The organism is Vibrio sp. 10N.261.52.A1, from assembly GCF_002876325.1.
GTDB classification, from domain to species: domain Bacteria; phylum Pseudomonadota; class Gammaproteobacteria; order Enterobacterales; family Vibrionaceae; genus Vibrio; species Vibrio chagasii.
In genome coordinates this window covers 1-13,499 of record NZ_MCYD01000722.1, presented here as the reverse complement: position 1 = coordinate 13,499, position 13,499 = coordinate 1, and the positions used below count along the sequence as shown (strand labels likewise).

The window sequence follows — 13,499 nt, the reverse complement described above, 5'->3', positions numbered from 1 at the left end:
AGATAGTAACTATCACTAATGGTGATAATAGGTTGGTGGCATGTATAACATTGAACAACTTAAAATGTTCGTTTACGCAGTAGAGCTGGGTTCTTTCTCAGCAAGTGCTCGTCATTTAGGTAAGGTGCAATCGGCGGTAAGTCAAGGCATCAACAATCTTGAAATAGATTTCAATGTGGAGTTATTTGATCGTTCGACTCGCAAACCTTCGCTGACGAAAGAAGGTGAACAGCTCTTTAAGCAAGTGAAAGCAATCGTCCTTCAGGTTGAAGATCTCAATGCTACCGTTAGTGCGATAGGGAGCGGTGAAGAAGGGCTTATCAAAATCGCATTAGATGACTCTTTATTGGTCCCCAACCTATCCAGAATCCTAAGTGAATTCAGCCAACTTTTCCCTGCAACTGAAGTTGAGTTGATCGCTTGTACCACAACAGAAGTGAATCCCTTCGTAGTTGAAGAGAAGGCAGACCTTGGTTTGATGTTCACCAACTTGGCTTTTGATGTCGGTTCTGAACCTTGCTTTATTGGGCACTTACCGTTTGTTGCTGTTTGTCACCCAAGCCACAAGCTAGCCAAAACGGGTGTAGCGAAATTGTCGGATTTACTGCCTCATCGTCAGCTCATGCTGAGGGGGGATAAAGGTAAGATGATGGATCAGTTTCCACTTATAGCGGGCAAGGTATGGTGGTCGAACAGCTTTATCGTCATCAAGGAAATGATCCTTGGTAGTGATGTCGGCTGGGCGTACTTACCCAAACACCTTGTGGAAGAAGAGTTGAGTAAACAGCGCTTAGTTGAGGTGAACGTCTCATTTGACCACAAAACGTGGTCGCCTCCGGTTGATTTGGTTTTATCGAAAACACGCTCTAAAGGACCTGCTTTGCTTTGGCTTGAACAAGCATTGAAAGGCCTATTAGACGAAACATAAGCTGGATGAGACTTAAATTGGATTAATCTGGATAGAGAAAAGGTTCACAAATTACTTTGTGAGCCTTTCTGTTTTAAGCGATACGCGATTTTTCTAGTTCGCAGATTTCACTGTGAGACCGTTGTAGTACTTGTCTTTCATCTTAAGTGCAACGTTCACTAGGTAAATCAGCACAGGTACTTCAATCAGTGGTCCAATAACGCCTGCAAACGCTTGGTCTGAGTTGATACCGAATACAGAGATTGCTACGGCAATCGCTAACTCAAAGTTGTTACCTGTCGCAGTGAAGGCAATTGATGCGTTCTTGTCGTATTCAATGCCCATCTTCTTACCAATGAAGAAACTGATGAAGAACATAGCAGTGAAGTAGATTGTCAGTGGAACAGCAATCAACAATACGTCCATTGGCAACTCAACAATCATCTCGCCTTTTAGGCTGAACATCAGAACGATCGTTGCTAGCAGTGCAATAAGTGTCATTGGAGAAATGCACGGAATGAACACGTCGGTGTACCATTGCTCACCTTTCATCGACACAAGGATCTTACGGCTTAAGAAGCCTGCTAAGAATGGGATACCTAAGTAGATAAGCACGCTGTGTGCAATATCGATCATTGAGATATCAACCAGCATACCTTCGTAACCGAATACAGGAGGAAGAACGCTGATGAACAACCACGCCATAAAGCTGTAGCTAACCACTTGGAACGCACTGTTTAGAGCAACCAAGGCAGCCCCGTATTCTTTGTTACCGCCGCCGATGTCGTTCCAAACTAGAACCATTGCCACACAACGAGCAAGACCAATTAGAATCACGCCGACCATGTAACCAGGGTGATCACCTAAGAAAGTCAGTGCCAATACGAACATGAGGATTGGGCCAACAAACCAGTTCATGATCAAAGAGAGCTTGATGGCTTTCTTATCTTTTACCACGGTGCCTAGCAGGTTGTAGTTAACCTTAGCCAGAGGTGGGTACATCATTAAGATAAGTCCAATCGCAAGTGGAATGTTGGTGGTGCCAACAGAAATTGAATCGTTCCACTGTTCGATCTGTGGGAATAGGGTACCCAGCAGTACACCAAGGCCCATGGCGATGAAGATCCATAGTGTTAAGTAGCGATCTAGAAAACCTAACTTTGGTTTCATGGTAATCTCTCTTTGTTAGTATCGTAAATCGTCGAAAAACGATTGATTATGGCAAAAAAACACGCTTAAAAGTAAAGGCTATCAAAGCCAATTATTCAAGCGTGAACTTCTATTTTAAAATGCTGTTAAATACCGATTCGAAGCGTTGAATATTGTCGCGGTCGATGCGGTAACACATCTTTGGCGGAATAGACTCAGCGGTAATGAAGCCTGAGTTTTTTAATATTCTTAAGTGTTCTGACACTGTTGATTGAGCTAAACCTAATTCACTCACCAGATCACTGTTTAAGCAGCCGCCTGACTTTTCTAGTGCAGACAAGATGCTAAGTATGCGAATTCGAGCTGGATGCGCGAGTGCTTTTGCTAACGCTGCCATTTCTTTTTCTGCTTCTGCATTACTTGGCGGAAGAGGTAGAGAACAGCTTTCTGTTGCTTGGCATGTTGCAGTCATACTTAGGTGGCTCACTTAATGCTAATCGTTAAAAGACGATTGATAATAAGCCTATTTCTTTTAGCGGTCAATGTGAATTTTAAAAGTCGCACAACTTAAAGAGCAAACATGCTATATCACATCCATGATTAAGGCCAACTTAGCGATTACCGCGTGAGTTAGAAATAAGTGATTAGCTCTATTTTCCTATCCAATACAGCGGCCATCCTTGTTGTGTCGAGGTGTTGTTGAGCATGGCGCCAACCAAAACGAGCGCGACACTGCCAACTAAAACAGGCGTAAACAAGAAGGTCCAATCGACGAGTGATGTACCTGCTAACGCGATAACAATCGGGTTAGCGCCAGCGGGTGGATGAACCGCTCGAAAGTACTGCATCAAAAATATCGCGCTACCTACTGCTAGCGACATCACTAAATAAGAATCACCGAAACCATACAGCGCTGCGAGCCCGACTGCCGCGGAAATGAAATGACCCGCAATGATGTTGCGTGGCTGAGCAAGCGGCGAGGTAGGCACCGCAAACAACAGCACACAAGTCGCGCCAAACGGTGCCATTAACCAAGGCACTTGCGACTGCTCAGCAAGCAAACATAAGATCAATATGCCTACCGTACCACCGACAAAACCCTTAAGTAGTTGGCTCAGCGTTGCCTTTGGAGGTAGCTCTCCTCCACCGATCAGTTTTTTTATCATCACGAACTCCCACCTATGACTAGAAAATAAAGTGTACAGATCTGTACTATTTGATTTGAATGATACAGATCTGTACACTCTTTACAACGTGAAATTTTGCGACCTTAATTGAACAAGTGGATAGGATGAGTAAGAAAGAACTAATCTTGGATGTGGCTGAATCTTTGTTTAATCGTCTTGGTTATACTGCCGTGGGGGTGGATATGATTCGAGATGCTGCAGCAGTTTCTAAGACGTCTATGTACCGTCACTTTGGTTCAAAAGCTAAACTGATTGAAGCCGTGTTGGCTAGGCGTCACCAGCGATTCGAGTCGAGTTTAGAGGCGGCACTTTCATCTACCTCAGGACTGCATAATCAACTGGATGTATTGCTAGATTGGCACTTTGCTTGGTTTGAACAGCCAGACTTCAAAGGTTGTATGTTCATGCACGCGCTTGCCGAATTTAAAGAATCGGAAGATGACATTGCGATGCTTGCACAACAGCACAAATCATGGCTCAAGAGCATTATTCTAAAGGTCGTTAGCGGTGGTGGAGAGGTAGGTACTGCAACATCTGATCTGCGCAGTAAATCGGTCATCACTTTCATTGAAGGTTTAATCGTCAGGAGTGAGTTTGGTGTATTAGATTTAAGCTTAGATTCAAACAAAGAAGCTTACCGAAAAGCATTGCATTCACTGGCTACTATAGCGATATAATCGAACGCAGAACCGTTACCCAAGATAACGAAAAATCATAATCTACTATTTAATTTTTATACCAATCACAGTAAATGATCAGAAGTAGCGCAGGAAAAAGACTTGAGAACAAGGCGGAATTTTTTGGTAAGTAGTTATTCTACAATCAAAAATTCTAACGCAGTTATCGAGTATTTTAACCAGCTAGGATGAACAGTTTTTTACTACGATTGGTATTACTTATAGGTAAGCTCTGAAATGCCACAACAGAACATCAAATTTATCGCTGCTGATATGGACGGAACTCTGCTTAATGAACACGGAAAATTAGACCCAGAATTTTTTAACCTCTATGAGCTATTAGAAGCTCAAGACATTATCTTTGCTGCTGCGTCGGGTCGTCAGTACTACAGTTTAATGGAAACTTTTGATCCTATTAAAGATCGCATGATGTTTGTTGCTGAAAACGGCACATTAGTGATGCACAAAGGTGAAGAACTCTACAGCTGCTTGCTAGATACAGATGCAATCAAAGATATCATCAAAGAAGCGCGTGCTATCGAAGGCGCTCATGTTGTGTTGTGTGGTAAGAAGTCGGCATACATCGAAACCAAAGACGAGCGTGCTCTAGAGGAAATCTCTAAGTACTACCATCGCCGTGAGCAGGTAGAAGATCTGTTGGCGGTTGAAGATGAGTTTATCAAGGTGGCTATTTGCCACTTTGACGGCTCACAAGAGAAAGTAAACCCAAGCATCGACGCTAAGTTTGGTGAAAATTACCAAGTGGTTGTAAGCGCAAAAATTTGGTTGGATGTAATGAATGCTGAGGCTTCAAAAGGGGCGGCAATTAAGCATCTCCAGAACACATTAGGTTTCACTTACGAACAGACCATGAGCTTTGGCGACTACCTAAATGATTACGAGATGCTTAAAGAAAGTTACCACTCATATGCGATGGAAAATGCACATCCAAAACTGAAAGAGATAGCTCGTTTTGGCGCGCCAAGTAATGTTGATGCGGGCGTATTCCAAGTGTTGGAAAAGCTTCTCGCATAACGTTTAAAATCCTTTCTAGATTTTTATCAAAGTCGACTCACTAACATGAGTCGGCTTTTTTATTGGTAATCTCGAATTTTGATAACTCGCCTTAACATTGATTCGCTAAGGTACACTCCGGCTTAATTTGTCTGCCAAGTTTACCCATCCAAAATGTGGCAGCCAGAACCACGGCTCCAGCAATGGTAAAACCATAAATAATCGCATCGGCTTGCGCTAATACGGCAATCAACACATAACTTAGGCTCTGAGTTAAGGTTGCGAATAGCGCAAGCCCTCCATCTACTCTTCCTCTTTGTTTTATTGCTACTGCATGGTGCATCCAGTTGGTTCGGGCGATTCTATTGAGCGCGTTGAATGCGCCGAAAATGAAAGTAAGAACAATAAGATACGCAGGGTTTTCTGCTTGGCTCATCAACAATAAAGAGAGTCCGATGATGTACATCGCTATTTGGATGATTGTTTTGTGAGATGCAGACTTCAGAATCAGTGGTAAAGATACCCCAATAATCAGTGCCCCCATGCCGAGAGAGATATTGTAAAGTGCAAGCCAGTCTCCGGTGATATTCAGTTCTGAAAACCAAATCGGAATTAAGCGGCTTAAAAAGGTCACCATCGGATATGAGAGACAAGAAACAATCAGGAAACCATAGAATTGAGGCGATTGAGAGAACACATCTTTAATTTCGACCAATTGCTGTTTGAATGGTGTATTCACACTCTCCGTGATTTGTCTTCTGTAAGGTGTCACCAAGTAACTTATTGCTGAAATGCTCGAGGCAATACCTGCAAAAATCGCAAATTCAATAATGCTCCACTGCTCGAGTAACACAACACCAAGAGCGCCTGCACCCAAAGTTGTCGACTGCAAAATAATCTCTTGGTGACTCGAAATTTTGGCATATTCATGGTGGTCGTAATTCTCTTGCGTAAAGGCATTGTTGGTATGCCAGGCAAGGCTACTTGAAACCCAAAAAATGAGTTGGGCTGCACCTAGGACGACAATAGAGCCGACGCCAAACCAGTAAATTGCAGCGACAATAAATGCGGTTGAAGCCTGGATTACCTGCGCGATGATCAACATATTTTTACGAGAATGGCGGTCGATCAACGCTGAAAAATAGGGTGTAGCAAGAAAGGTAGTGATCGTACAGACCAGAGCCGTGAGCGCAACAAAAGTGCCCATATTGGGCGTTGCTAGCATTAGCCACGGAAGTGCCAACATAAATAGCCCTGAGCTAATGCCATCAAAGAAGCGTCCGGTAAGGTAGGGTGGTGTTTTTCTTTTCATATCTCTGTCTCATCGTCTCCGTTTTGTATCACTCTACAACTTAAAGTTAACTTTAAGTCAAAGGTTAATTGAGAGGAATTTGATAGCGAATATGTCGATATTTGAACGAGTGTTCAGATTGTTGTAGTCTTAATGGCAACACGGATATCCACCTTGTATTGGATCTGCCTTATTAACGATATTTGGAATGACGATGAGTAAGAAACTTCAACTCGATATTATTTCTGACGTAATGTGCCCATGGTGCGTCGTCGGTTACAAAAACCTAGAGCAGGCTGTTTCAGAGCTAGCTTTAGAACAACAGATTGAACTTGAATGGCAGCCATTTGAGTTGAATCCAGATATGCCGCAAGAGGGTGAAAACCTGCGTGAGCATATCATGAGAAAATACGGTTCTAGTGCAGAAGAAAGTCAGCGCTCACGTGAGCAACTGGCAGCTCGCGGCAAAGCGGTAGGGTTTGATTTCAATTTTTATGACAGCATGAGAATGGTGAATTCACGCCACTTACATGCGCTGCTTGATTTTGCTCTAGCGCACGGAAAACAGACAGAGTTGAAGCTACGCTTCTTCACAGCGCATTTTTCAGAGCAAAAAGATCTGTCAGATCTGGATGTTATTGCGCAAGAGCTTGAAGCGGTTGGCTTAGATGCAACGAAGGCACTGAAACGCTTAAAGAACACCGACAACTTAAAGCAAATAGAAGCGCAAGAGTTCGAATGGCAACGCATGGGTATCTCTGCGGTTCCTACTGTGGTTTTCAACCGCAAGAGTGCAGTAACTGGCGCGCAGACGGTCGAAACGTACAAGCAGATCCTTCAAGAGCTTATTGCTGAATCATAAGCTGGTCATTGCTATCAATTAAAGTTTGGAGTTCATGGAATCACTTTCACTCGCACAAGCGAAAAAAATTGTACTGCTTTCGCAAAAGCTACCGCCTAAAAAGAAACGTAATGGGAGCGCTTTGGCGAGCACGCTGTCTGCGATTGAAAACCTTGGGTATGTGCAAATTGATACTATTTCGGTGATACAGCGAGCCCACCATCATACGCTGTGGAATCGTAACTACGCCTTCTGGCCTTGGCAGCTACTTGATGAGTCATTGGCAAACGCTTTAACCTTCATCGTTGCTTCAAAGCCATTAGTAACGCAGCCCACCTTAGTTGATTTGATCACTCTAGTTATTTAGAAAGCTCGGCTAACAAGAACTCGACAAAGGTTCTGTTTTTCAGAGACAGTTGCTTGGTTTTATAGAGTAGATGAATCGGCTTGGGCAAAGGTGCCATACCGGGTAGGATCTCCAGTAGAGAACCACTTTCAATCTCTTCTGCGACTAAGATAGTTGGCTGTAACAACACACCTACGCCTTGTAGGGCGGCATATCGCAACACATCTCCATTGTTCGACATCAAACGCACTTGGCCTTTATTCCCCGAGCTATGCGCCGCTTGGTGGTTCTTAGGGGCTAGGAGTTGCGGTTCACTGTTTTGGGTATTGCGTAGTTGGGGTTCGCGACCATTCACATCACGACGGCTGCTGTGCGAGATCTTCTAATACACGAATCTCTGCATGTTGGTTTAGGTATTCAGGCGCTGCGCAGTAACACATCTCGTAATCACCTAAATATCTGGCGACTAAACTGGAGTCAGACAGGTCACCGATTCGCACAATCAAATCAATATCGGAGGAATAAGGATCAACAAGATCGTTGTTCAGCACGAGCTCGACATTAATCGTCGGATTATTGGCAAGGAACTTCGCCACTATCGGGGCAAGCACCTTGTTCCCATAGGTGACTGGGCAGTTTATTTTGACCGTGCCTTGAGGCTGGTTTTCTAAGGTTTGAATTAGATTTTCAGCATTACTGATGTCTTCCAGAATTCGTTTACATTCTCGATAGTAGAGCTGCCCTGAATCGGTTAAAGACTGCTTACGCGTAGTGCGATGAATCAGCTGAGAGTTGAGGCTCGATTCAAGGTGATGGATATGTTTACTGATCATGGTCGCCGACAGATTGAAGTGGTTGGCGGCACTACGAAAGCTGCCTTGCTCCACCACGTAAACGAAGACTTTCATGCTAGTTAACTTATCCATTAAACACTCTTGGTTGATAAATAATAAACAAAAGGTGAGTTTATCAATTATTAGGGGTTAATTATATTAATGGCAAACCAATAGTTGATTAAAATAAGAGCGTGAAATGCCTCAAATAAACGAGACTATCTTTGTTACTGCCGAACTCAAGATTAAAACCAACATTGAACATGAGGCTGCGGTTGAAGCCATCGAACAGTTTTGCCTAGATATGCAGAGCGAACCGGGCTGTCTACAAGCGATTGCAACCTATGACCAAAACCAAAGCGACCGAGTGATCTTGCTTGAGCAATACGCTAACCGTGAAGCCATTAACCAGCACTTTGGGATGCCTCACACGCAAGCGTTTATCGAACGTGATATAACAGAATTAATACAAGCCTTTGAAACTCATAAGAAGGAGATCTAAGCATGAAATGGGGAATTCTAGGAACCAGCTTTATCTCAGGCGTTATGGCAGACGCCATTAAAGGCGATGCTCAAAGCGAGCTTTATGCCGTTGCAGGACGCACAGAGAAAACACTCAATGAGTTTGCTGAGCAATACCAACCAACACGAACCTTCAATAGCTATGAAACCCTGATTCAAGATGAGTCGATCGACATTATCTACATCGCGCTACCTAACCACGTTCACCACGAATACGTGATTAAAGCTGCTCAAAACGGCAAAGCGATTCTGTGTGAAAAGTCGTTATCGGTGGATATGGAAAAAACCGAACAAGCTCTGCAAGCGGTGAAAGAAGCGGGCGTATTTTTCGCAGAAGGTTTGATGTACTTAAATCACCCATTGATCGCCAAGCTTCATCAAGAACTGGCGACTGGTGAAATTGGTGAAGTACGCTCAATCCAAGGTTCATACGTTGCGGCGATTGACCAGTTTGTGAACCCTGCGAGTAAGGGCGCGTTATATAACCTTGGCTGTTACCCTATGTCGCTGCTCCACTCTGTCGCACAACACCAGTTTGGTGAAAGTGTGTTTGATGACGTGCAGATCTCAGCAATTGGCCGACGTGGTCAAGATGGCAATATCTGCGAGTCGTCAGCGATGATGCGATTCAATGGCCAGTTCACTGCGCAAATCCATACTGCAGAAGACCACGGCTTAAAGCATGGTTTTACGATTTTAGGCAGCAAAGGCTGTATCACTCTCGACACTAACCGATGGTTACCGACCGAAGATAATACATTTACGGTTGAGATTTATGAAACGTCGAAACGCGAAGTGAAAGTCGAAGCGCAAGGTGACGGCTTCCATTATCAAGTGCGCAATATTCGCCAAGTAGTCGAGCAAGGCGACACACAACTCACAGCACCAATGGCAACTCATCAAGACTCTCGCGTAATCATGAAGTTACTGACTGATTGGGAACAAGCGGCGAGCGCTTAACCCTCTTGATTAGTATGAACGACTCATGCTTGATTACCTTGCTGTATTGCTCAGCTAATCAAGATGGGTCGTTCTTTCTCACACATTCCCCCAAATATTTCCCTTTTGATTCCCTATAAATACTTTGCATTTGAAACACTCACAGTGTCCAATATCGTTTAAGATTATTTTGACCAAAAACCTTATACTTTAAGGTGTTAAATAGGGGCTTTGCTTCATGCGTAAATCAGATAAGAAGATCGAAAATCAAATTAGAGATGTGCTAGCTGATGTTTGTGAAGATACGTTGAAAGGCTACGACGGTTTTCTTTGGGTGACTCATACGGTCAATTTTTCTTCCTTTCCACAAAGTTTAAAAATCGTTTGTGTGTTCGATAGCAATCAAGATAGAACGAATTTCTTAGAGGCTGATGGTCAACAACAAGTGGCTTCCGTTATTCAAAGCGCATTCAATCAGGGCGGGATTAAGCTCAAGAACATTGATAAGCACTTAAGCTTCGATACACAAGAAAATTGCGACCGTGACCACCAAGGTAAGTGGAATTTAAGGCTGTAATTCTCCCCCCCAGAACATCTTGATATTCGATAAACGGTGACGGAATTTGGTGGTGTTGCTTTGGAAACACCACAATCTCTTTCTATCCAAAATTCTCATTTTGAGAATAATTGCCCCCTCAATTTTCACTATCTGTGAAACTTCCCTTACGAGAAAAATTAAGATTATAAGTTTTGAGCTTTCCCTGTAACGCGCTGAGTTTGAATATCTATTTATATGGGCTGCTGGCAGGTAACTGGCTTTCAGGCGGATCAGCCTTGATCAATACTTATATCTAACCAATACTTTTTCTTATTTTGATTCCTAAATTGACACGTAAGTTGGCTGACTTTTCGTCTCGTTATATGAGTTACGACAGTATCGATTAGGAACTTTTGATAATGAAAACCTACATTCTCTGGGTACTAGCGCTCATACCATCATACTTGGTTGCTAGTCACTCATTTGCCGTTGGTACAGCGGTAGTATTACCTGGGCAACATGAGCCCGGCACTGCTCTCGACGGCTCTCCTTTATCTGCGGATGATGTTATCGATTGGGAGATCGCTAACAGCGACATTGTATTCGGCGCTTATTCAGACATCACTGACAACCAGCACGCTACAACAATTGGTTATATGTATAACCAAGCGATGGCGGTGAATTCTGGTTGGTTGGAGAACGATCTGCGTAATCAAGCCGAGTTGGATGGCATTAATTTCGAAGACTATTTCCTTCATTTCTCGGAAGATACGGTCATTGCTGAAGTTGATAAAACGCACGGTGAAAACACGCTTTTAAACCGAAAACCCGTAATTGTCGGATACACAGCCAGTGAAGACCATGCGGGTTTTTGGCTTTACCAACAACCACCGTGGGATGCGGATGTATTTGAGAGTTTCGAAAGCGGTGGAGCGCTTTATATCTACCATGCTGAGCCGTTTGATCGTTTAACCTTCAAGTTTTCTCAGTTCGCTACGGGTGGCGAGTTTTGGATTGAATACCCGGCTGCCGTTGATTCTCATGGGATGGTATCTCAGTGGGAGAGGCTTGAGAGTAAGAAAGACAGAACCCTCAACATGACCAAAAACCAGTCTGTGATTTGGAACCCACCAAGTGATTGGATGAGAGCGGCGACACATGATGGCAGTGGCGCAAGCTATGGTGGTGGGCAGTATTTTGGTTCAACCTTTGTAAGAGATGGTGGACGCTTTTATGTAGTTAGGGTTCGCTGGCAAGGTGATAACCCACAAGACCGCCCGCGTTTAAAAGACGTGAAGCTGAAAAACAGTTTTCCGACGGTGAAACTGACTGATGCACCCACAGTCACGCCAGACGGAAGTGCTATCAGCCAATGGCGTAAAATCCGTGGTTTTGATGTTGCTGCAGACCTCAATGGTGATAACTACTTGTCACAAAGCGAGTACCGTAATCGCACAAATAAAAACGCCACTGCTCGCTTTCGTTGGGAATCGAGAGTCATTCCATTTGGTCGAATGTGGAGTGCTGATTCCTCTTGGGCGCTAACGAATATGGCTAATTTGGACTACCTGTCGGCAATACATGGCTATTACCAACAGAGTTGGGGCGAACAAGGTCTGAATGGTGCTTACAACGATGATACCAACAAGCTGATCGGCGCTAATCAATTTTTTGTCTACTCCGGTGGACATGTCCAGGAGTTGGGGGCTGTTGCTGGCTCAAGTGAAGCGGATGAGCGTTACAAACTGCAATTTTCAGAGTTCCTGAAAAATCTATCATTGCTGGAAAGTGCCTCGTTGATTGGATTGAATATAGGCACGGCAAATTTGCTAGGAAGAAATGGTCAATCTCACTTGCGCGAAGCCGGGTCACTATATCTCAGAGAGCACTATATCTTTCCTTCTACCGGCTTGAGTGGCTACTCAGGAATATCAAAACATTGGGATAACTCTGCACTCGCTTATGCTGAGCAAGGCGTTATTTTTCAGGCAACTACTCGCTATGGACGAGTTCATCATTACGGAAATAGTGAACAAAACTGGAAGCAGGATCAGTACTCCGCTTTGGCGATTTACCATCTGAGTCGCCATCCTCACTATAGCTATTTTAACCAATGGAATAATGGTTATGTTTATGGGAGCGGCAATACCACATCAGATAACTTTTGGCGGAGTGGTATACCTAAGAATTTGGCGTATCAGCCAAGCTTGCTGCTAGCTGTTGAGTTAGGCGAGCCAGCGAACCACATTCCACAAGGCTTTGACGCCATTCCTTTTATGCTCTCGACAAGTACGCCTGTGCCAGCCGATTACACCATAGTCGGTGATGCATCGATGAACGAGATGGTGCATCAAGACTTACCTAATGGTATGACGCATGTATTGCCGACGTTTACCTATTTTATTTACCAATCTGAAGAGCAAGTGGTCGCTGGTGGGCCTGAAGATATGGTGTTAGCGAGAGAGTTCGAGCATGGGCGAGTGTTGTATCGCACTGACTTCCACGGCAAGAGCGCAAGTTTTTATGAGACAGAGAAACTGACGATTACATTGGATGTGCCGATGAAGCCCGTTGATGCAGATGGCAACATTGGTGAATATGTTAACCAGATAGAAATTGGCGGGTATGAAGGGTTGTTTCTACTTTACTAGCCTGAAACTCGAGGTGCTTTAAGTTGTTTGTCGGCCTCTATTTTGGAAGCCCGCTCTTTGCCAACATTGAATTAGGCTCTTGAAATCAGCTTGTTGTTTTTACACTGTTTGAACTCTTTGGCTATCCATGACTTTTCATTCAAGCCATTGTCAATTAAGGCAAATAGGTAACCATCAACCTTGCTTGAAGCGGCTGGGTATTCTTGAAATACGTGCTTAGGATAACCCGGGTAATTCGTTTCATATTTGCTGTCTAGTCGCTTGCCTTGCTCTCGCCATTTTACGAATAGCTCTGAAGAAGAGGTTGGGTTCTTGTATTGACCTAGAATCCGTTGGTGATGAACCAATGCTACTTTAGCGCAGTGATTAGTTTGAACTACTTTCTGTATTAACTCAGCTTGTGTTTCGCTCATGGTTTTCGCTAGTGCGTTTTCTTGTTCGATGCGCGCTATTCGCTCACCAAAGGTTTCAGCGTGCGCAGAAAAGACAACAGAAATGGGTAAAACTAATGCCAAAAGGCGCTTGCAGAACATAACCTAACTCATTGAATGGATTCGTGACTATTATGCCGTTGAGTAACAATATTATTAACGAATAAAGGGAC

Annotated in this window: 13 protein-coding genes and 2 pseudogenes; 9 read left to right on the top strand and 6 right to left on the bottom strand. The window is 43.8% G+C overall.

The features are described 5' to 3' along the window. The first annotated feature begins 40 nt into the window (after nucleotides 1-40). Nucleotides 41-928, top strand: coding sequence for a LysR family transcriptional regulator (locus BCT81_RS14695; RefSeq protein ID WP_102424906.1), 888 nt, complete (start codon nucleotides 41-43; stop codon nucleotides 926-928). A 93-nt stretch (nucleotides 929-1,021) separates the two neighbouring features. Here BCT81_RS14695 and arsB read toward each other — a convergent pair whose 3' ends face one another. The 3 genes from arsB to BCT81_RS14680 all read right to left on the bottom strand — a co-directional run bounded on the left by arsB (nucleotide 1,022) and on the right by BCT81_RS14680 (nucleotide 3,222). Beyond that, on the bottom strand, nucleotides 1,022-2,077 hold the full coding sequence (gene arsB, locus BCT81_RS14690; protein ID WP_102424905.1) for an ACR3 family arsenite efflux transporter: 1,056 nt from the start codon (nucleotides 2,075-2,077) through the stop codon (nucleotides 1,022-1,024). A 109-nt stretch (nucleotides 2,078-2,186) separates the two neighbouring features. After that, nucleotides 2,187-2,528, bottom strand: a complete 342-nt coding sequence (locus BCT81_RS14685) for a metalloregulator ArsR/SmtB family transcription factor (protein WP_004740382.1) — start codon at nucleotides 2,526-2,528, stop codon at nucleotides 2,187-2,189. Between the two features lie 178 nt (nucleotides 2,529-2,706). Beyond that, the gene (locus BCT81_RS14680) at nucleotides 2,707-3,222 is read right to left on the bottom strand and encodes an HPP family protein (RefSeq protein ID WP_102424904.1); all 516 of its coding nucleotides are present in this window, start codon (nucleotides 3,220-3,222) and stop codon (nucleotides 2,707-2,709) included. A gap of 125 nt (nucleotides 3,223-3,347) precedes the next feature. On the opposite strand from BCT81_RS14680, the gene BCT81_RS14675 reads away from it, so the two are divergent. Then, a complete protein-coding gene (locus tag BCT81_RS14675; RefSeq protein WP_102424903.1) occupies nucleotides 3,348-3,920 on the top strand; it encodes a TetR/AcrR family transcriptional regulator in 573 nt (190 codons plus the stop codon). Between the two features lie 237 nt (nucleotides 3,921-4,157). Beyond that, nucleotides 4,158-4,955, top strand: coding sequence for a Cof-type HAD-IIB family hydrolase (locus BCT81_RS14670; protein ID WP_102424902.1), 798 nt, complete (start codon nucleotides 4,158-4,160; stop codon nucleotides 4,953-4,955). A gap of 91 nt (nucleotides 4,956-5,046) precedes the next feature. On the opposite strand, the gene BCT81_RS14665 is transcribed toward BCT81_RS14670, so the two are convergent. Beyond that, the gene (locus BCT81_RS14665) at nucleotides 5,047-6,246 is read right to left on the bottom strand and encodes an MFS transporter (protein ID WP_102424901.1); all 1,200 of its coding nucleotides are present in this window, start codon (nucleotides 6,244-6,246) and stop codon (nucleotides 5,047-5,049) included. Nucleotides 6,247-6,439: 193 nt separating this feature from the next. Between BCT81_RS14665 and BCT81_RS14660 the strand changes: the two genes are divergently transcribed. After that, nucleotides 6,440-7,087: a DsbA family oxidoreductase gene (locus tag BCT81_RS14660; protein WP_102424900.1), complete on the top strand. Its 648-nt coding sequence runs from the start codon at nucleotides 6,440-6,442 to the stop codon at nucleotides 7,085-7,087. Nucleotides 7,088-7,121: 34 nt separating this feature from the next. Beyond that, a pseudogene (locus tag BCT81_RS14655) lies at nucleotides 7,122-7,310 on the top strand (hypothetical protein); the annotation flags it as partial. Between the two features lie 115 nt (nucleotides 7,311-7,425). Here the strand turns inward: BCT81_RS14655 and BCT81_RS14650 are convergent. Beyond that, nucleotides 7,426-8,338, bottom strand: a pseudogene (locus BCT81_RS14650) (LysR family transcriptional regulator). A 106-nt stretch (nucleotides 8,339-8,444) separates the two neighbouring features. Here BCT81_RS14650 and BCT81_RS14645 point away from each other — a divergent pair. The 4 genes from BCT81_RS14645 (at nucleotide 8,445) to BCT81_RS14630 (ending at nucleotide 12,895) form a co-directional block, all read left to right on the top strand. Continuing rightward, nucleotides 8,445-8,747, top strand: coding sequence for an antibiotic biosynthesis monooxygenase (locus tag BCT81_RS14645; RefSeq protein ID WP_102424899.1), 303 nt, complete (start codon nucleotides 8,445-8,447; stop codon nucleotides 8,745-8,747). A gap of 2 nt (nucleotides 8,748-8,749) precedes the next feature. Next, nucleotides 8,750-9,727 (top strand): Gfo/Idh/MocA family oxidoreductase, encoded by a 978-nt coding sequence (locus tag BCT81_RS14640; protein WP_102424898.1) that lies wholly within the window; start codon nucleotides 8,750-8,752, stop codon nucleotides 9,725-9,727. 217 nt (nucleotides 9,728-9,944) lie between these two features. Beyond that, nucleotides 9,945-10,283, top strand: a complete 339-nt coding sequence (locus tag BCT81_RS14635) for a hypothetical protein (RefSeq protein ID WP_004740392.1) — start codon at nucleotides 9,945-9,947, stop codon at nucleotides 10,281-10,283. Between the two features lie 380 nt (nucleotides 10,284-10,663). Continuing rightward, nucleotides 10,664-12,895: a hypothetical protein gene (locus BCT81_RS14630; RefSeq protein ID WP_102424897.1), complete on the top strand. Its 2,232-nt coding sequence runs from the start codon at nucleotides 10,664-10,666 to the stop codon at nucleotides 12,893-12,895. Nucleotides 12,896-12,966: 71 nt separating this feature from the next. On the opposite strand, the gene BCT81_RS14625 is transcribed toward BCT81_RS14630, so the two are convergent. Next, entirely contained in the window at nucleotides 12,967-13,428 is a 462-nt protein-coding gene (locus tag BCT81_RS14625; protein ID WP_102424896.1) for a hypothetical protein, read from the bottom strand. Nucleotides 13,429-13,499: the final 71 nt, after the last annotated feature.